Source organism: Flavobacterium sp. N1736, assembly GCF_025947065.1.
Classification (GTDB): domain Bacteria; phylum Bacteroidota; class Bacteroidia; order Flavobacteriales; family Flavobacteriaceae; genus Flavobacterium.
Map to the genome: position 1 here is coordinate 13,499 of NZ_CP109994.1, position 19,461 is coordinate 32,959.

The following is a 19,461-nucleotide window of genomic DNA, read 5'->3' on the forward strand; positions in this document are numbered from 1 at the left end:
ATATATATTATATTTCTTTAATTTTAACTTTTAAAATGAAAGAAAAGTTTTGATTATTGTATTTTTAAATAATGTGTTTTTTTTATTTGATTATTCAATAAAAATATAATTTTTAACCAATCTTACTGTTCAATTAAGTCAAAATGTAGAATTATTACTACTGATATGCAACTGGAATTAATATATTGAATGAGGATGAAAGAAGAATAATTATAATCGTTTTTAGTTAACTTTTTGCGTTCAAAAATACTCCGTTAGGCAAATACCTCTTACTTTTGAGAAACTAAAATGATTTAAAGTTTCCAATTTTTATCTTAGTAAATATCAAAGATTGCATCTCTAAAAGACCTTATCCTTGTAACGGCCAAATGAAAGGATTCGTGCGGGAGTGGTAATAATGATTCTGTCTGGAGTAAGACAGTTGTTTGCTAGAGAAACAGTTAAAACAAAAAAACGACTTATAAGTCAATTTTTTGTAAATATATCTACCTTGCTGTATTAACGATTTTAAATAAATAATAAGATGATTTTGGTATGTCTTTTGGATTTGAGTAAATTTCACCAACTTCATATTTAGCATGAATATTTCCTCTTTCATATGCTTTAAATAAATAATAATTCGCTAGATTATTTGATTTACTTGAACTGTCTTTCTCACGTAATGTTAATAGATAATATGTATCAAAATAAGCTTCGCTAAAATCATGTATTTGTGACATCTTTATAGCATAATATAAAAATTCCTCATAAGAATTTAATAAACCATATTGTTTAAAAGCTAACTTATATGAATTTGTATCTCCATAAGTCAAAGCGCTATCCGCAAGCTTTTTAGCTTTTTGTTTTAAATTATAGTATTTTTCATAATTCAATGAGGCTGTTACTTTTTTTAAATTATTCTTTTCCGATTGTTTATTGCACGAAAAAGATAATACAAGCAGTAAAAAAAAATAATATTTATTTTCATGATTTAAATTTTTTTAAATTTTGTTGTTCTAGATCCCGGAACCTCTTTTCTCCTCGCTGACCGAAGTGTTCTTGTTCACGCTGCGCAAAAATCTCTGACTTTGCGGCATTTCAAACAAATATAATTGAAAACATAAACCTCATAAAGTCTCCTTACTTTAAAACTAATTTTCTTAGAATGTTGTTTTCTGAATGTAAAAAATCAAAGCAATATAAGGCCTAAACGTAAAAAATTGAAAGACTTTTATTTATAAGAACATAAAAAAATTGCGCAAAGTCAGAGACATTTGCGCAGCTTTTCATAAGAAACTCTTCGTAGAGCGAGGGGTAATTTGACACTAAAAATCTCGGTTTCTCGTATCAAAATAGCCGATACAGGGAGGGAGTATGCTCTGAGTGCTATTTTTTAAATCTACTGAAATTACCTAGCATTTGCAGGCTAACATGGATTTTATTTTAACAGTTTGGTACACTTTAAAGTGCTATAAAATCAAAAGCCACTCCGTTATGGAATGGCTTTTTGATTCTAATTATTGGCAAGATTGCAAATCTGCAGTATCGTGGTCAAATAGAATACTTATTTAATTTCTATAATTACTGTTCCAATTTCATTTTTTTTGTCATTATCATAAAAATGGATTCTTGCCTTAGTTCCAAGCTTATAAAATCTTCCCGTCGTTGTAATTGGGTTTTCAATTTGACCGTTTTCTAATTTAAACCAAATAATATCGTCATAAGCTGTTGAGTATGTTTTTTTGGTATTCTTATACGCTATCCTTAGTGTCCTACTATTATCGTCAACTATATCATAAGAGAGAATTCCACTCATACCGAAATTCTTTTTAGTTATAGCTTTATCCAACCAAAACTCTAATTCTTCTATTTTCTGATTTATTTGCTTACTACCTGTTATTTGGATGTTTTCCTTAGAAATCTTATTAGAAAAAATATTTTTTTCCTTAGACTCACTAATAGAGGATGAAGGATAAAAATAATAGTTTATGAATTGACCACTATTATGAACAGAGACGCTTACCAAATAATACACTATACCAATTAAAACAATTATCGAGATATATTTAATACTTTTTTTCATTTAAACTTAATTTTTTGTAGGAATTAATTTTTTATCAACATCAGTACCTTTATTACTTTTTTCTATTTCTGCTTGTTTTGAACTAGGACTAAAGTTTAATATTGGTGTTCCAAAGAGACCTTCATTTTTACTAACTTCGCCATTCTTTAGACCTCCAGCATCTAGGGCTTTTTTGATTCTCTTTGTGTACACAGATTACAAATCTGTGCTATCGGGTACGTTACATAATCCAAACGTTACCAAAATTTGCTTTTTAAATAAAGGATTAATCCTATAAATACACTAAACAAGGCAATTCCTGCATAAACTTTTATTATTATAATTAGATTACCATCTATTATGCCCATAATGGTTATTGCAGAAAATATAACTAATAATATTATATTCTCTGGTTTTTTTATCCAACTAATTAATTTATTTTTCATAATATTTTTATTTCTTTATTGACCAGTAGTTTTCTTTTTTTCTGTTGCTTTTGATACAGCCGTAGACGCAGTTCCTGAAGCGGCTGTAGCAGCTGTACTAGCTCTCCTAGCAACATAATTTTCGAGCTTTTTGGTTGCTCCACTAACATTTGCTTTCGCTTTAGAAGCCACATTTGATTTTCCACGAGCTATATTTTTTTCAGTATTAACCGCAGCTGTTAATTTTTTACCAGTTGAAGAGTTTAACGCGCTTTTTTCTAGTTTTTTACCTATACCTGCTGCAAGTCTTCCAGCACCAACATCAATAAGTGTGCTTTTTAACGAAACCTTACCTTCTTTAATACCCTGACCTGCCGCACTTACTCCTGCATCAGTGGCAACATCAACGGCTAATTTTGCAACTCTAGATGCATTTTTATATTGATTTAATGATGATATTCCCCCACTTAATGCACCTGCTCCTGCTGAAACTGCTATTGAGGTCATGCTTACATCTGTCCATGCTTCCGAACCCCTCGCTGACCGAAGTGTTCTTGTTCACGCTGCGCAAATGTCTCTGACTTTGCACCATTTCAAACAAATATAATTGAAAACATAAACCTCATAAAGTCTCCTGACTTTAAAACTAATTTTCTTAGAATGTTGTTTTCTGAATGTAAAAAATCAAAGCAATATAAGGCCTAAACGTAAAAAATTGAAAGACTTTTATTTATAAGAACATAAAAAAATTGCGCAAAGTCAGAGACATTTGCGCAGCTTTTCATAAGAAACTCTTCGTAGAGCGAGGGTTTTATATTTCTTTAGAATTATCATCATTTGATAATTGCACTTTACTTTCTTTATTATACTTTTTAAGTAAAAATTTATAACACAAATACCAAAAAACAACAAACGTAATTAATTGAACAATTATCACTGCAGTGTAATATTTACCCGCAATTAATATTCCAAAACTTAGAATACTTACAGGAAACGTAATTAACAGCACTACTAAAACCCAATCTCCATAAAAAGGAGGATAAGAACACAAAACTGCTATTGTTCCCAAACCAACATATAATAGAGAAAGTAATAATGAACTTCTTTTTGCTTTTCTTTTTAAATTTTCCATAATTATTTACTAGATGGTTGATTATTTACTCCTTTATTGGCTACACTATCCCATAATAGAACTGTACCCAATCCTCCGTTGTAAGGACTACTTAACTGTATTACTGTCTTGCCTGTTGAAAACAAGCCTAAACCAACTCCTAACAGCCCAGCTTGTACTTTTGTTTTTAAATCTACTGGTAAAGTTAATATTGATAATTCTTGTCCCACGAATCTCCAATCTGCACCTATAGCTTTGGTGTCTCCAAAAAGTCCTCCTGCTCCTGCTGTTCCAATATTTGCATACCTCCTGTCATGTCCAATAGCAGGATATTCTGCAAGACTTGAAGGAACATAAGAGAAATCATCAGCCCCACTATATGTTTTTGGATTATTGCCTCCAGGATAAGTTAATCCTAATAGATTTTGTCCAATTGTTCTAGTATCTAAACCATTTGGAGTTAGGTTCTTTTGAATTCCATGCCAAAAATTACCAAATGACTTTTCATCTGCATAACCCTTAATTCCACCACCTTCTTGTTTATATGTAGTAACTGCAAATTCATCTGCTAATGTCGAGCCATCGCTTAATTTACCTTGACCTCCTTCTGACATCTCACCCTCAATGAAAGTACTTTGTTGTGCAAATGTAGGAGAATTGTTCAAAGCATTATTTTCAAATCCTAAATAAGACATAAAACGCTTTATATCCTCTGCTTTATTTGTAGTATATCCACCCGCAGTAGTTTCCCATAATCCGCTTGGGTCTATAAATCTCATAGGATTATTAAAGCAATAACGATTAGGAGTTAAGTCATAAGCTAACTCTGCCAATGGGTCAGGATTTTGCATTCTGCCAATTGCTGGGTCGTATAGTCTAAAACCATAATCGTAAACATTCAGTCCCAGCTCGTCTTGGAGCTCTTTTCCGTTGTACTTATATTTCTGTGCAGTAGCATTACCTTGGTTAGTTACAATATTAATATGGCTGCTCTGTTTTAAACCAAATGGATAATAATTGTTTTCCTCAATAATATTTAAATTTTTATTATAGCTTAAACGTACATTTCCTAAATGATCCTTATATTGGTAAATATACTCATAAACTCCTGAATTATAACGAACATAACCTTCCGGATGCGGAAAAAATTGTAAAACATTATTTTCATATTGAAAGCCTCCTGCATATTGGGTTGTAATACTACCGGCAATTTTTTGTTGTTTTAGACCTTGTGCATCATATTTATAATCTATGCTTCCTGAACTAAAAGATATATTTGTAGGTAGATTGAGGTAATTATAAGCTACAGCTACAATTTCTTTATTACCATCTGCTGTCATATTTCCATTAACATCATAGCCATAATCAATATTGGAACCGCTATTTCCGTTGTTAAATCCCTGAGTATTTCCTGAGCTATCTTCAACTTTCAGTAATTTATTACCATTGTCATAAGCATATGTCAAATTATCAATAGTACCGTAATTTGGAGTATTCAAAATGGTATTTCCATTCCTGAACATTGTCATAATATTTCCATTTTTATCATATGATTGTCTTTCATTATAGCGATCTAGATTGTCTTTTGCATCTATTAAACGATTAAGCGCATCATAGCTGTAAAGATAACTTCTTAAACTTGTATCTGTATGGGCTGTTTTCCATAGAGTCTGGCTTATGTTACCATTAAAAAAAGGAGTTCCAGCTGATGGGGTATTATAATTTATTTTAAAAGCAAACAAAGAACTTCCTATATTATTGACATCATTGATATCTTTAAGCCATCCCCTAGCATTATAATTATAATTGACGGTTTGTACTCCGCCAACAGATTTGGTAATCAGCTGACCCAAGTTATCGTAAGTATTAGAAACAATGATTTCCTGAGGCTGATTATTTATTTTTTGTTTTTGATTCAATGTTCTTCCGATATGATCATAAGTATAAGTGTCTACTATAGTAATATCTGGAGCGTTTGTTTTTTTGTGTGTACTTGTCGTTTCAAGTATTTTGCCTGTAAAATCGAGATTACTTTTGGCAGTATTTTCTGTAGCTAAAAAATTATTTTTATTATAGGTATATATGATTCTTCCTTTTGTGTCATAATAACTTACAGTGGTAATCCAGTTGTTAGTAGCTAAAACACGTACTTTTGAACAAACTGTCATTCCTTTTGCATTAGTTATAGGAGTAATGCCGTAAGATGTAATAGCTGTGCCACCATCTAAATTGATATTAGCATAATTATCATAATAAGTAATGGTAAGCAAATCAGTTCCTGTATTTGGAAAAGCATTGTTAGAATAATTTATACTAACAGTATTAATGTCTAATGGTGTTGTTAATCTGTTTTCAAACAAAACGACACTTCCATTGGCTAAAGTTTGTACCGCAGTACGTGAAGTTTGTGAAGAGTTTACATACTCACCAGTATATATAGGTCTGCTAAATGCATCATATTTAGTAAAAATCCATTTATTTGTAGTTTGTAAAATAGCATCTTGTGTTAAAATAGGTCTGTTCAGTTTGTCATAAACAATATATTCCCAACCTTTTCCCGGTAATTTTTTCTCAACAAGCCTATTACGGGAATCATATTTATATTGGTAACATAAGTTATCCAAAGTAGTCTGATTAGAATCTACAACAGCACTAAATGTACTTCCTGTCTGCGCGTGAAAACCGGGCATTAGCACAATTGAACTGGAAGCAATCAAATTTAGGGTACTGCCATAAGCCACTACTGCTGTTGATGTTAGACTGGCTTGCGCGCTTGAGCTAGCTATTAAATCAACAGCCTTTGGCGGAATTACAAAAGTTAAATTACCATAAGTATCATATACATAATAAGTATCGTGAGGAGTTTCAGTTGAAGTGATCTGCCCATTACTGTCTTTATAGTCAGAAAATGCTCTTTTTAATATAACGCGACCTTCTTTATCTTTAAATTCTTCTGTGGTATTGTTTTTTCCTGAAGTCCAGTTCTCATTTTTGGTAATTGTTTTATACAATTGTAAATCAGTATAGGATCCCTGAACTTCTAAATTTGGAACTTCTTTATTTCCGTTAATAAACGATACTGCAAAACGTTTTACTATATCATTTGAACCATTTGCATTATATTCAAATTTAATGGTATGATCATTATCATTAAATTTATCTAATTTCCATGTAACTCCCGGAGCACTTTGTTCTTTAATTCTGCTAAGAGCTGATGCTTCAAAATACTTTTCAGAAAATGGAGTTGCTTCTGAAGGGTCTATATTTTGAAAATCATCTGGATATTTTGCAGCATAAAAATAACTAAGTTCTAAAATATCACCATAATAATCGGGTACTAAGCTAGTTTCAAAATTCAAACTGCTTGCAGGTCTAGCATAAGAAAGATAATCTCTTTTTTGCCTGCCAAAATAATCATATCCAAACGGTGTAATAATATCTTGTTTATTTCCTCCTGACTGTTTTGCGATACGTTGCAATGGGCGTCCTAAACCGTCAAAATACGTAATTTCCTCAACTTTTTGATCATTCGAGACATTACCCGTTACAGTCTCTACCTGAAAGCTTGTCGATTTAATAAAATTCCTTGAAGTCGTTTGAGCCAAAACCAATAATGGTAATAATAAGGCTGATAAAATATATAGCAACTTTTTCATGTCCATTGGTTTTATTGTTTGTAATTATACTCGTTCTGGCTTAATATATGGCCTGTTGCATCAACTACTTGCTTTAATCTACTGAAGTTATCATACTGATAAAACATGGTATAACCTTTTGTGTCTGTTATGCTTGTTATACCTATCAAAGGATCATAAGTATAAGTAGTTACCATCGCATTTGGTGCCGCATTCCGTAAATTAGTCAAAGCAGTTCGTAAAGTATCTTCTAACGCTGGAGAACTATCAGTATTAGATGCGTCTATCGTAGCAGAAATAATACTTTGAATATTTAAAGCGTCAGCAGCAGTAAAATTTTCCAGTTTTGCTATAGGATATTGTTCATTATAACCCCACACATAATAAGTCGACGGACCATCAGTATAGTTTGATTCCAGTAACTTGCCCTTTGCCGTATAACTGTTAAAATTCATAACAGGCTTATAAAAAGAGCTGTAATTTGTTTCAGAAGCAGGAGAATTAAATTCAGTTTTAGAAATTGTTCTCGGCAAATAAAATCCTGAACTATTGAAATAATCTGTTTTTGTACCTTGCGTAACGATGTTGTTTTTTAAAATAATACTTTCGATTGGTATTCCAATCATATTTTTGTTTACCATAGTTAAACTTGTAGGGTCGGTAAAATCAAAAGCATACTTGAGTTTTTCAGTTATCTGAATATTATCATTGTTATATGAAGTAGACTGTAATAAATCTTTTGAATTATAACTGTAATTCGTCTCTGAAACTATACTTTTTCTATCATTAGTCATTAATGTATTTAATAATTTTGTTTTTAATGGCCATTCCACTATGTAATAATATTGTAAAATTTTTCTGCCCGTTTCAGCATCTCCTGAAGTAGGATCTGGAGTTCCCTTATCCTTAAAGGCTTTTATAATACTACTGCTAGTAGATGTATAATCCAATTCCTCTTTTTCTACTAAGATATTTGCACTACCACCATATGTTGCAAATTTTTCAACAGATTTAGGTAATCCATTTCTGTAATTGATAAAACGAGGAGAATCTGGAAATCTATCGTCAAAAAAATCAGACTCCGTATCATTGTAAAATGTATATCTTGTAGTAGAAGTATCATCTTCTTCATCTAATATATATTCTTCTACCCAATCATAACCAACAAAATTTCCATGATTAAATGAAGACAATGGAGTTTTGGATTCAGAAACTTGTGTACAATAAGCACCATCAATATAAATAGTTTCTGGTACTCCATACCTTTTAAGAGTATGATATAATACAGGTTCTACCAACATATTCCCGACCGGGTATGTGAACCTTCTAATTTTTGCATCCGTTTTTATTTCGCTTATTCTTATTCCGCCAGTTTTATATGGACCAATAGGAGTTCCTGGAGATGGCAAGGTAAATATATCCTGATATAATAATCTCCAAAATGCCAGTACATCCCTTGGGGGCGTATATGCTGTAAATTCATATATGCCTGAATCTACAGTAAATTCTTTATCATTCAATGTTATTTCATTTCCTTGAGCCTGCGGACCAGAACCAAAAACATATGGACATTCATAAGTAAAAAGTGTACTAGATGAGGGACTTATTTTTCTTAACCTGCCAAGAGGATTACCTGCAATGCTGTGATAATTGTAAGTTGGATCCATTAAACCAGTCGAATTTTCTAAACTACCGGTTATTTTTAATGTAGTTGGAGTATTAATTTGAAACGTATATACTTGAGAAGGAGGTATATCTTCATATGGATTTACACTATAATAATTATAAACAGGTAAATCTTTGATGATACTATTACTTGCAGATAGCGTTTCATAAGTGTGCGTTTCAAAATATGGGGAACTAATTGTATTTTGTTCATATTTAAACTCTGCAGCACCTCCGGTTGGATAGTTGATTTTTTTTAATGTTCCTATTATCGTTTTATCAAAATTAGCATCCTTTTTTACACCAGAGTAATTCACATTATTAAGTTTTAATCCTATATAATAATTTTCTCCATATGTTCTTCCATTTTGAAATCCCCAATAATCAACATTTTTAGAATTTTTGGGAGGAAAATCACCTTGATAATATTCAAAGTTATATCCATTATTCAAAGGTATATTTGCATAATATGCTGTATTATATCCGTTTGTTGATGGAGTAGTTGAAGTATATTCAGTAAGTTTATTTAATTTCAGCCTTTTAAAAACATGAGTGTATAGAGAATTTTCTGCATAATCATTATTAAAATAACTATAATCAAATTTGTAACATTTTATTAAAGTATTAGTGCTATTATATATACAAACTGCATCTAATTTCTCGCTATCACCTTTTATATCATATCTCGAAGAAGTAGTAAAATCAATACGTCCAAAATCACCTTCGATTTTCTTTAAACGTAAAGCAGTATTAACTATTTTTGATTTATAATAATATAGATAACTAGAATGATTACGTAAATAGTTTTCACAAGATTCCTGTACTGGAAGATTTTGTGTTTCTACATCATAAGTAAAGTTAATTTCTTTGCCATGGTTTGTAATTATTTTAGTCAAACACCAGCTTGTTATCATTGGATAAGGGCTTTGAGGTCCTGATACGATACCAGTATCGTCTTCCCTGTCGAAAGCTACAAAACTCATTGTTTCATTATCGTATACGGGGTTAGCTACTGTATGTATGTTTTTATTTAGGAATCCGGTTTGTGAATAATTTTTGGTAATCTCCCATCTATTATAAAAATATTGATTTCCTTGAGCATCTGTAATTTTAAATGCAATTGTATTTGTACCAACAGCGTTTTTAACTACTTCTATTTTTAAATTATGAGATTTATCAAATAAAACGGCTCCCCTCGATTTATCTAATATAAATTTACCGTTCATACCAGGTAAATTATAATAAAAAATATCTGGTTCAGAATCGTAAATTAAACGATATCCAGAAGAAGCCTGCCATGGACTGATAATTGGAGGATCAAAATGTGTTTGTAGTATTGAGTTTTGTTCAGGGGCATCATAGTATCCCATTGATATAGGGACGTAATTAGGGTCTGGTTGGGTAATCAAAAAATCATCTGTGCAATTTACACTTCTTGAAATTCTGCTTCCTACATCAAGCGACCAGCCTAAACCAACCCATGTAGCTTCTTGATCTACCCTAATTCCCGATGCATGATAGGTCAGGTTAATAGGCAGCTTAAAATCATCTACGTCTATTTCGTAGAGGGGTATATTAGTGCTAGGCGTTCCGGTATAATAAGATACAGGGTAATCTGCATATTTTGCAAGTTCAGCCGCATTTGGAGTCATTGGAACGACATGTGGATAAGCAATGTCTTGATTTTGAGAATAGGAATTTATTATGGAAATGATTGAAATAAATAAGATTACAATTTTCTTCATAATTTAATTTGAAATATTTATTAATAATGAGGTTTGGTTTGAAATTTGAAAATGTTTAAGATATAGCTTTGGTACAATAGATTCTGATAATAAAATTTAATGAATAATTTTGTGACGAAACAAGTTTAGGTAATAAAATCCAAATTACAACTATAACGATTGAAAAATATATTAACACAATAAATCTTACTTGTCAATAAGTCTTTTATTAAATATTATTTTTGTTTATGCAATAGCACTACTAAGTTGAAACATAGGTAAATACATCGCAACCAATAAAACAGCAACCAAAACCCCAACAAAAAGAATAATGAAAGGCTCTAAAACCGTAGTCATAATTTTAGATTGCTGTACAACTTCCTGATTGTATTGTTCACTGAGCTGTTTGAAAACATATTCGGTTTGGTTGGTTTCCTCGGCTACTTTTACAAGCGATATGATTCTGTTATCAAAAAGAGAATTGTTTTTCAAGCTTGCGCTCAGGCTGTTTCCTTTTAATATACTTTCTTCCACTTTTTCTAAAGCATCTTGAAGGGGAACAAAACGTATCATTTTTTTAACCATTTGAATACTATTTAAAAGCGGCACTTTTGCCGTTGTTAATAAAGTAACTGCTTGTGTAAATTGTGCTAAATATACTTTTGTCATAAAAGGACCAATCACGGGAATTTTGATTAAAAAATAATGCAGTGTTTTTTTGTATTTGGCATTGTCCTTAAAAAATTGAGTTGAGAAAACAAAAAGCACAATTGCAATCAAAAAATAAACACCGTATGTTTTAGTTAAACCCGAAAGTTTGACGATTATTTGAGTCAGAAAAGGCAATTCCATATTGTTTTGTTTGAAAATCCCCTCAAACATCGGCACAACATAACTTAACATAAAAACAACAACCAAAACAGCTGTACTTAATACGATAGAAGGGTAGGTAAGAGCAGCAATTATAATACGTTTTTGTTCATTTTTGCGTTCAAAAAAATGACCAAGTTCCTGACATACTTGTGCTGTTGTTCCTGTTTCTTCACCAATTTGAATAGAATAATATTCGTATTCCGTAAATAATTTTGAGGTTTGTAAAGCATCTGAAAATGGTTTTCCATTTACAACATCGTTCAATATTGACTGAATTAGCTCTTTATCAGCATTCTTTTTTAGTGATTCAGCAATTAGAGATAATCCTTCTTTAAAACTAACTCCCGCTTTTAACAGAACCGATAATTCCTGATAAAAAGCTTGTTTCTTTTTATTGTTAAAACTGTCGCCAAAAAGAGTGATTTCCTTTTTCAACAGGCTTTCTATACTACTCGAATTGTTAGACTGAATAGTTTTTTTGTTTGGGGTATTTTCTATTTTAAAGGCCATCCTGATTCATAAAAAAGGTTACATCATTTTTTTTCGAAACAAATATTTCATAGTCTGGCAGAGTAGTGTTAGCCAACAAACTTAATGCGTCGATGCATCCGTTATTAATTTCTTTTCCTCGAAAAAAGACTTTGCCGGGGATAATTTTTAATTTAATAGTGTCTAGGTTTCTCATGGTAAATTCTTCTTTAAATGAGTACGTTACAGTATCTATTTCAGAAGTCATTATTAAAATTTGTTTTTGATTGTCATACAGTATAGTGTGCGGTTCGTTGAAATCCTGCCATAGTTTTTGTTCAAAAAGAGCAAGTGTGCTTGTTTTATCAAAATTTGTCTGAATTGCATGAATTTGTTTTTGCACAATACGCAAAACACTAAATGCCATACCAACTACAATAGCAGTTATAATCATAACAACTAATAATTCGGCCAGAGTAAATGATTTTAATTTTTTTGTTGCCATATTGTTTGCTGCTTTGAAATTTCTTTTTTAGAAATATTATTTATAGCCGAAATAGAAATTATTTTTTTTGCAGATACAGTTTCTAATTCAATACTAATATCCCAGTCTTTATAATTTTCCTGATATGGTAATTTTATAATCCCATTCTCAATTTCATATTCAATTTCATTGATTCTGGTTTCTATAGCATGCGTGTTTTTAGAGAAAGTATTTAAAACCAGATTATTAAGCACCAAACTTGCAATTACAAATATGATTACGATTAAAACTGTTGCAACCAAAGCTTCAATTAATGTTGCCGACTTTATCTTTTTTAGTATAACCATTGCAAAACTGTTTTTGGTTGCTGGTCTAAAATGATTCCACCATAAATAGCCGGAATATTTTCGTTTTCAATAGTTCCGTTATAAATGTGGTTCACAAAAATAGATCCCGATTGATTGGCTGTAAATTGTTTCGTATAAACACATCCGGATACCGTTCCTCGTAACTCAAAATTACCGTTACAATATACTTGCCCTTTAATTTTCGCATCTTTTTCCAAAACAATTTGCGTTTGAAAATCTGGAACAGTCTTCGTTTGCAAGTAGCATATAACTCCCTTTATGGCGCTATTAGAATCTATAAAAATTTTATTATCCAAAGAATTATTTGAAACTTCATTAGGGCTGCTTTTGTTATCCTGATACAAAACTAAAGCCGAAGGATAATTTAATTGACACGCTTTTCCAACGGAAATTCTTTTTGAAGCAATAGCCTGAAAATTCCCGATAGTTTCGTCTTCAATTTCAATTATGGGAGCAATTAAGATCACATCTTTTAGTAAAGCCGATTTCTTAACCTTAATTCCGGTTTCCGATTTTATAATAATGTTTCCGCTAATATGATTATCCAGAATAATCTCGTTTGCAGAATAATAACTTTTTGTTGACGATTTAAATGAATTTATAATTCTTAAACTGCCTTCTAAACGAATATAATCCTTTTCATTCTCAGGCTTATATGATTTTAAATAGTTTTCAATGTTATCTAAAACAGATTTATTGATTTTTGGCAATTCAGGACCACTCTTCTTAATTGTGCCATAAATAAGCTGAGAACCATAATAACTATTTCCGGCTATATAGCCAGAGTTAACCCCCTGGGTTGGTAAATAAGCAACACCCTTAACTTTTGTATTACCAACAACAGTTAGAGCATTATATGTTTCCTGCAAAAATAGAGTAGGAGATTCTGCTGCTTTAATAAGTGAACCAATAATAGCGGCTTTGGTGAATTTCTTTTTTCGATATTGTGTAATAGTAATTGCTTTTTCAAAAACTCCCCATTGAGATAAATGAGTTTTAATGATTTGATTTTCTTTTTTAATAAAATCAATCTGAACAGTGTCAATGCTTAATTCTTGTTGTTCTAATAAACTCTGTATGCCGATATCCGAAAATTGAATATTTTCAATTGCGCCTTTCGATTGCTCTTTCATATAAACAAAAGTATAAGCATACAAAATGAGCCCGGCTAAAAGTAAAGCGATTAATACTGCTACGAAAACAGTAAATTGTAAAGCACCCGATTTAATTTTTAGTCTCAATCCTGTAGCATTATAAGGTTGAGGTTTCCTTTGTATTTTACATAAACAGATTCTTTATCGCCGCTTTTTAAAAATATCTCATTTTCTGTATCACCAATTTTCATATAATAATTCTTATTGTCGATAATAAGCATGAAAATCTTGGTTTTATCTTTAGTATCAGATATCATTCCTTTATAAAGAATCGTTGGCCAAACTAATGTTTCTTTTGGTTTAGCAGGCTGAGATGATTTCGAGTTATTCTTTTTTAATGAAATAGCAGTTTGTGGTGCATAAGCTTTTCCTAAAAAAGGATCCCTGTAATTAACATTTATGGCAAAAGATTGTCTTTGATTTATTTTAAGCGGTTTTATTGTGAATTCTGAATTGCTTAAAGGAATTGTTTCATCTGATTTTGCAAATGAAAAAACCTGAAATAAAACGGCGCCCCAAACAAATAATACCAGAGGTAAAAGAATGTATATGTTTTTTTTATTTTTCATCGCCACACTATTTTTGACTTAATTCTTTCTCAATTTTTGCAACTCTCAAAACTAAATCCTTTAAGGACTCAATTTCTTTAGTTTGTTCTGCGATTTTTTTGTTTTGTTGAATACTATATAATGTCAGCTCTTCAATTTTTTGAAGAAGTTTGGCATTCATCTCACCCAAATTAATTCCATTTTCAAGAACTTCTTTTTCACTCGGAATATTTTCTAAATGACCTTTTTCATTAATATGTTTTTCAACTTCTTGAAGTGTTGGTAGATTATATTCTTTTTTGAATACAAAATCAGACCAGCCTAGCAGATCAACTTTTACTTCTTTAGAATGGATTGTACCATTTACGGCTAGTTTAGCGTCTGGAGATTTCGTTCCTATTCCTACATTACCACCTACAGGAGCAATAAGTATGTTTTGCTGGTCTGTTCCAGGTTTAACGCTTTGAATATATCCTGCGGAAAACTGATCATCATAACCAAAATACATAAATTGATTTAATGTAGAACTTTTTAATTTTAATGTTCCAATTTCATATCCTATCTGAGAAGATCCAATTATTTCCAGCTTACTATTGGGATTATTTGTACCAATTCCTAAATTTCCATTTAAAATAAAACTGTTTCCAGCTCCCGCTATTTTTAAATTCCCAATTGATTCAACATCACTTTTAGAATCTAAAAGATATCGCCAGCTTTCCCAGGTATCTTGGCTGTAAAAAGCACTTCTGTATTGTATTCTTCCACCTACCCAAGTATTATCGAAGTAAAGTTGAGAAACTAAATGGTTTGTTCTTCCATTTATTTCAAGAAGTGAACCAAATTGAGAAGGTGCATTTAAACCATTATAATTGTCCCATAATTTGATAGACATAGGAGCTATTCCAACCCTTGGAAGGCTATTAAAATCTTTTTGATCCATAGACCAACTTAGACTTTGTGAGTCGAGATAACCATTAAAAGTTTGACTGTGAATTGTTAGATTGTATAGAATTATAATAAGGAGTAATACTTTTTTCATTTAATTATTATTTTAATTTTTCTTCAATTTTAGCCAATCTTTCAAAAATAGATTTAAAAGTTTCGTTTTCTTTTTTCAATAATTCAATTTCTTTTTTAGATTGCTCGATTTCTAAAGATTGGTTATTATTCCTTTTTTCTTGTCCAATTATATAAAGCGTCAATTCCTCAATTTTCTGAAGCAATTTTGCATTCATCTCACCCAAATTAATTCCATTTTCAAGAACTTCTTTTTCACTAGGAATATTTTCTAAATGACCTTTTTCATTAATATGTTTTTCTACTTCGTCAAGAGTGAGCAAATTATATTCTTTTTTAAATACAAAATCTGACCAGCCAATCATATCGACTTTTACTTCTTTAGAATGGATTGTACCATTTACTGCTAGTTTAGCGTCTGGAGATTTCGTTCCTATTCCTACATTACCACCTACAGGGGCAATAAGTATGTTTTGCTGGTCTGTTCCAGGTTTAACGCTTTGAATATATCCTGCGGAAAACTGATCATCATAACCAAAATACATAAATTGATTTAATGTCGAACTTTTTAATTTTAATGTTCCAATTTCATATCCTATCTGAGAAGATCCCATTATTTCCAGCTTACTATTGGGATTATTTGTACCAATTCCTATATTTCCATTAGTGTCTATGGTTAAAGCCTGTTTGTCTACAGCTCCGGATGTAACAACATTAAAGGACATTGAGGCATCTAACAATCTAATATAAGATCCTCCTCTTGCTGGATTTAATAATTTTAAGAGTCCATTTGTTGTGGTATAGTTACTAATATTGTTTCCAATTCCAACTCCTGTGTAAGTTAATCCAGGTTCGCTGGCCCAAAGCATTAGATCAGCTTGGTTTACGTCATATCCTCCTCCTAAGGAATGTAGTAAAATTCTTGAATCATTATGTGTGCCATATACATCTAATTTGTGTAATGGAGCATTGATCCCAATCCCTACATTATTATTTCCAGATGAACCTTGAATCGTACCACTAGGAGTATAGATTTGAGCATTTACAAATACAGTTGAAATTAAAATCACCAAAAATATTAATTTGATTTTCATATTTTTTTATTTTAATTGATTTTCAAGTTTAGAAAGTCTTTGTTGTAATACCTCTATCTCTTGAGATTGTTTGTTATTTTTCTTTTCTTGCTCAATCATATATAAAGTCATTTCCTCCATTTTCTGCAAAAGTTTAATATTCATTTCAGATAAATTGATGCCGTCTTTTTTCATTTCTTCAGCAGAAGCAATTTCAGGCAGATGTTTATTCTCTTTAATAAATTTATCTACAGAATCTAATGAAGGTAAATTATAATCTTTTTCAAAAACAAAATCAGCACCGGCATCAACCGTTACTTTTACTTCGCGTGAATTTATATTTCCTGCAACAGTCAACAATGAAGTTGGATTTGTTGTGCCAATACCTACATAACCATTTCCTTTTATAATAAAAGGAATGCCATAACCAGCACCAACATCCCTAACTCTAAAATAAGTACTTCTCGCAGCATTTTCTGCAGTTCCAAATGAACCCACGTCAATAGTAAAAGCATCTATTAAGTCTTGGCCACCTGAAACAACTAAATTAATTTTTGAGCTATTTATTGTTTTAGCAGTAAAATCAGTAGTTGCATTATTTAGATTTCCGGAGTGCCATATTTTACTCCATCCTTTCCATGCATAATCCCATCTTCCAAAATATAAGTCATTTGTTCCAATTGCATTTACTAAACTTGCATAATTGTTAACATCAAAACCAAAGTTTAGACCTTGATAATAGTTGCCTGTTAAGTGGTTGTTTGTTGGGGTAACTGCAATCCATTGTCCATTTATTCCGGAAAAAGATTCCAGATTTGTTTCTACATTTCGCAATGGAAAATAAGTTTGAGCATTTGCAATAGAAGTAAATAGAATTACAAATAGAAGTATTGACTTTTTCATTTAGATTCTATTTTGAATTATTTTCAATTTTTGCCAAGCGGTTTTCTAGATCAGCAAATTTTTTATTTTGTTGTTCAAGTTCATTTATTTTTTTATTCTGTTCAATCATGTAAAGTGTCATTTCCTCCATTTTCTTCAACAAACTCATATTCATCTCCGCCAGCATTAAACCATTTTTCTCAATTTCCTGAGCAGATGGAATTTCCGGTAAATGTTTATTTTGTTTAATGAACTCTTCAACTTCTTGTAGTGTTTTGAGTTTATAATCTTCGGTAAAAACATAGTCTGGCACAAGTGGTCCCAGCATATCTACACGTACTTCTTGAGTATGGATTTTTCCTTTAACGGTTAATTTTTCGTCTGGTATAGCCGTTCCAATACCAACATTTCCATTCTGAATTGCTTTGATAGCAAGAGAAGCACCGTTTGCAGTAAAGACATCACCTACATATAAATCCCAGTCTGATGTCATTGGAAGAAATCTTGATACGGTTAAATCATTTCCGGTAATATTTGAAGCCGTATATGTGCTGTTTATGTTTATTGAAGTTACTTTTATATAAACAGTAAGACTACTTGTTGTGGTTCCGAAAGTGTTTATTGCTCTAATTCTAAATCTAGGATTTGCATATTCAGTATTACAGTCTACTGTAAAGTTAAGCATAGTTCCCACATATGGGTTATTATTAATGCGTCCGGTTTCCCTCCATATTGCTGGATTTGCATGAGAGATTGATGCAAGATGTGTGGCACCTGATGCAATACTATTTCTTGTATAACTGATAGATATTTGATAATAACCGCTTGCAGAAGCAGATATTGGAGCAACTTTTAAAAATTCAATATAATCGCCAATGACATATCCTGCAGGAAAAGTTACACTGGTTTCATATTCAGTAACATTTAAGCTGCTGGAAGTATAATTTTTAGAAGAGTTTGCTAAAAGCGCCGTAAAACTGAAACAAACTAAAAAGGTAAAAAGTATTGTTTTTTTCATTTATTTAAATAGTTATAAGTTTATTTTTTTAAGATTTCGCCAACTTTTTTTTCGAGAATTTCAATCTTTTTATTTTGCTCAATCATATATAGCGTCATTTCCTCCATTTTCTGCAAGAGTTTAATATTCATTTCAGATAAATTAATTCCGTCTTTCTTCATTTCTTCAGCAGAAGCAATTTCCGGTAAATGTTTATTTTCTTTGATAAATTTATCTACAGAATCCAGAGAAGGTAAATCATAATCATTTTCAAAAACAAAATCAGCTCCGGCATCAACCGTTACTTTTACTTCGCGCGAAGCAATATTTCCTGCAACCGTAAGTTTTGAGGTTGGGTTTAGAGTACCAATACCTACGTTACCATTTGTAAGCACTGACATTTTAACATTATAATTTGTTATTAGATGTAAAGGATGATCACTTTCTGTACCAACAAAACCGCCGCCGCCATACCATTCTTGATTGTGTGAAAAAATACCAACCTTATATAAAGCATTTTCTGCAGTTGCCAGAATTTTTGAATGATGATCACCTGCAACATCTAGCACTTTACCCCAGCCTTGAAGATTTGATGGGGTTATAGTACCAATACCAACATTTCCACTTATATTTTGATCACCAATAAAATTATTAGTTCCTCGAGTTGCCAATTCATTCCAATTGGGGTTAATTGGGTTTAATTCATAACTTGCTGATTTTCTAAAAAATAATCTGTCGTTATCAGAAAAACTTGAAGCAATTTGTAATTCGTGGTTATTTACATCGTTAGAATGCCGAATGACAAATAAATGCTGATAACCACCATAAGTTAAGTCAGGAATTGTTCCTACTGGACTTTGTGCTTCATACAATCCTGCTTTAAGAGGCACCGTAAAATCATTTATACGTAATGACCTTCCGTCTCCAATTTGTTGGGAAAAGGCTGTAATTGTAATCAATAAAGTTGAGGTAATTGTGATTATTTTAGTTTTCATG

Annotated in this window: 18 protein-coding genes; all 18 read right to left on the reverse strand. The window is 31.3% G+C overall.

The window, feature by feature from the left end; genetic code table 11:
- Positions 1-485 precede the first annotated feature (485 nt).
- Positions 486-872, reverse strand: a complete 387-nt coding sequence (locus tag OLM54_RS00055; RefSeq protein WP_264536582.1) for a hypothetical protein — start codon at positions 870-872, stop codon at positions 486-488.
- 671 nt (positions 873-1,543) lie between these two features.
- Positions 1,544-2,062 carry a hypothetical protein gene (locus tag OLM54_RS00060; RefSeq protein WP_264536583.1) on the reverse strand — a complete coding sequence of 173 codons (519 nt, stop codon included), beginning with the start codon at positions 2,060-2,062 and terminating at the stop codon, positions 1,544-1,546.
- A gap of 6 nt (positions 2,063-2,068) precedes the next feature.
- Positions 2,069-2,254 carry a hypothetical protein gene (locus tag OLM54_RS00065; RefSeq protein WP_264536566.1) on the reverse strand — a complete coding sequence of 62 codons (186 nt, stop codon included), beginning with the start codon at positions 2,252-2,254 and terminating at the stop codon, positions 2,069-2,071.
- Between the two features lie 44 nt (positions 2,255-2,298).
- Positions 2,299-2,487, reverse strand: a complete 189-nt coding sequence (locus OLM54_RS00070; RefSeq protein WP_264536584.1) for a hypothetical protein — start codon at positions 2,485-2,487, stop codon at positions 2,299-2,301.
- Positions 2,488-2,502: 15 nt separating this feature from the next.
- Positions 2,503-2,973: a hypothetical protein gene (locus OLM54_RS00075; protein WP_264536585.1), complete on the reverse strand. Its 471-nt coding sequence runs from the start codon at positions 2,971-2,973 to the stop codon at positions 2,503-2,505.
- Positions 2,974-3,277: 304 nt separating this feature from the next.
- On the reverse strand, positions 3,278-3,598 hold the full coding sequence (locus OLM54_RS00080; RefSeq protein ID WP_264536586.1) for a hypothetical protein: 321 nt from the start codon (positions 3,596-3,598) through the stop codon (positions 3,278-3,280).
- 2 nt (positions 3,599-3,600) lie between these two features.
- Positions 3,601-7,233 carry an RHS repeat-associated core domain-containing protein gene (locus OLM54_RS00085; protein ID WP_264536587.1) on the reverse strand — a complete coding sequence of 1,211 codons (3,633 nt, stop codon included), beginning with the start codon at positions 7,231-7,233 and terminating at the stop codon, positions 3,601-3,603.
- Between the two features lie 11 nt (positions 7,234-7,244).
- Positions 7,245-10,622 (reverse strand): hypothetical protein, encoded by a 3,378-nt coding sequence (locus OLM54_RS00090; RefSeq protein ID WP_264536588.1) that lies wholly within the window; start codon positions 10,620-10,622, stop codon positions 7,245-7,247.
- A gap of 225 nt (positions 10,623-10,847) precedes the next feature.
- A complete protein-coding gene (locus OLM54_RS00095; protein ID WP_264536589.1) occupies positions 10,848-11,984 on the reverse strand; it encodes a type II secretion system F family protein in 1,137 nt (378 codons plus the stop codon).
- A complete protein-coding gene (locus OLM54_RS00100) occupies positions 11,974-12,447 on the reverse strand; it encodes a type II secretion system protein J (protein ID WP_264536590.1) in 474 nt (157 codons plus the stop codon). The genes OLM54_RS00095 and OLM54_RS00100 overlap by 11 nt, the downstream gene beginning before the upstream one ends.
- Positions 12,429-12,773, reverse strand: a complete 345-nt coding sequence (locus OLM54_RS00105; protein WP_264536591.1) for a hypothetical protein — start codon at positions 12,771-12,773, stop codon at positions 12,429-12,431. The genes OLM54_RS00100 and OLM54_RS00105 overlap by 19 nt, the downstream gene beginning before the upstream one ends.
- Positions 12,761-14,035, reverse strand: a complete 1,275-nt coding sequence (locus tag OLM54_RS00110; RefSeq protein WP_264536592.1) for a hypothetical protein — start codon at positions 14,033-14,035, stop codon at positions 12,761-12,763. The genes OLM54_RS00105 and OLM54_RS00110 overlap by 13 nt, the downstream gene beginning before the upstream one ends.
- A complete protein-coding gene (locus OLM54_RS00115) occupies positions 14,032-14,517 on the reverse strand; it encodes a hypothetical protein (RefSeq protein WP_264536593.1) in 486 nt (161 codons plus the stop codon). The genes OLM54_RS00110 and OLM54_RS00115 overlap by 4 nt, the downstream gene beginning before the upstream one ends.
- A gap of 7 nt (positions 14,518-14,524) precedes the next feature.
- Positions 14,525-15,535, reverse strand: coding sequence for a hypothetical protein (locus OLM54_RS00120; RefSeq protein ID WP_264536594.1), 1,011 nt, complete (start codon positions 15,533-15,535; stop codon positions 14,525-14,527).
- A 7-nt stretch (positions 15,536-15,542) separates the two neighbouring features.
- Entirely contained in the window at positions 15,543-16,607 is a 1,065-nt protein-coding gene (locus OLM54_RS00125) for a hypothetical protein (RefSeq protein ID WP_264536595.1), read from the reverse strand.
- A 6-nt stretch (positions 16,608-16,613) separates the two neighbouring features.
- Positions 16,614-17,489, reverse strand: coding sequence for a tail fiber protein (locus OLM54_RS00130; RefSeq protein WP_264536596.1), 876 nt, complete (start codon positions 17,487-17,489; stop codon positions 16,614-16,616).
- 7 nt (positions 17,490-17,496) lie between these two features.
- Complete coding sequence (locus OLM54_RS00135; protein WP_264536597.1) at positions 17,497-18,486, reverse strand: tail fiber protein; 990 nt, start codon at positions 18,484-18,486, stop codon at positions 17,497-17,499.
- A gap of 20 nt (positions 18,487-18,506) precedes the next feature.
- Entirely contained in the window at positions 18,507-19,460 is a 954-nt protein-coding gene (locus tag OLM54_RS00140; RefSeq protein WP_264536598.1) for a hypothetical protein, read from the reverse strand.
- Position 19,461 lies beyond the last annotated feature (1 nt).

Coding starts and splice junctions, on each gene's coding strand:
- OLM54_RS00120 (WP_264536594.1), bottom strand. CDS start 15,535: ATGAAAAAAGTATTACTCCTTATTATAATTCTATACAATCTAACAATT.
- OLM54_RS00100 (WP_264536590.1), bottom strand. CDS start 12,447: ATGGCAACAAAAAAATTAAAATCATTTACTCTGGCCGAATTATTAGTT.
- OLM54_RS00075 (WP_264536585.1), bottom strand. CDS start 2,973: ATGACCTCAATAGCAGTTTCAGCAGGAGCAGGTGCATTAAGTGGGGGA.
- OLM54_RS00090 (WP_264536588.1), bottom strand. CDS start 10,622: ATGAAGAAAATTGTAATCTTATTTATTTCAATCATTTCCATAATAAAT.
- OLM54_RS00135 (WP_264536597.1), bottom strand. CDS start 18,486: ATGAAAAAAACAATACTTTTTACCTTTTTAGTTTGTTTCAGTTTTACG.
- OLM54_RS00105 (WP_264536591.1), bottom strand. CDS start 12,773: ATGGTTATACTAAAAAAGATAAAGTCGGCAACATTAATTGAAGCTTTG.
- OLM54_RS00070 (WP_264536584.1), bottom strand. CDS start 2,487: ATGAAAAATAAATTAATTAGTTGGATAAAAAAACCAGAGAATATAATA.
- OLM54_RS00125 (WP_264536595.1), bottom strand. CDS start 16,607: ATGAAAATCAAATTAATATTTTTGGTGATTTTAATTTCAACTGTATTT.
- OLM54_RS00080 (WP_264536586.1), bottom strand. CDS start 3,598: ATGGAAAATTTAAAAAGAAAAGCAAAAAGAAGTTCATTATTACTTTCT.
- OLM54_RS00115 (WP_264536593.1), bottom strand. CDS start 14,517: ATGAAAAATAAAAAAAACATATACATTCTTTTACCTCTGGTATTATTT.
- OLM54_RS00140 (WP_264536598.1), bottom strand. CDS start 19,460: ATGAAAACTAAAATAATCACAATTACCTCAACTTTATTGATTACAATT.
- OLM54_RS00130 (WP_264536596.1), bottom strand. CDS start 17,489: ATGAAAAAGTCAATACTTCTATTTGTAATTCTATTTACTTCTATTGCA.
- OLM54_RS00060 (WP_264536583.1), bottom strand. CDS start 2,062: ATGAAAAAAAGTATTAAATATATCTCGATAATTGTTTTAATTGGTATA.
- OLM54_RS00085 (WP_264536587.1), bottom strand. CDS start 7,233: ATGAAAAAGTTGCTATATATTTTATCAGCCTTATTATTACCATTATTG.
- OLM54_RS00095 (WP_264536589.1), bottom strand. CDS start 11,984: ATGGCCTTTAAAATAGAAAATACCCCAAACAAAAAAACTATTCAGTCT.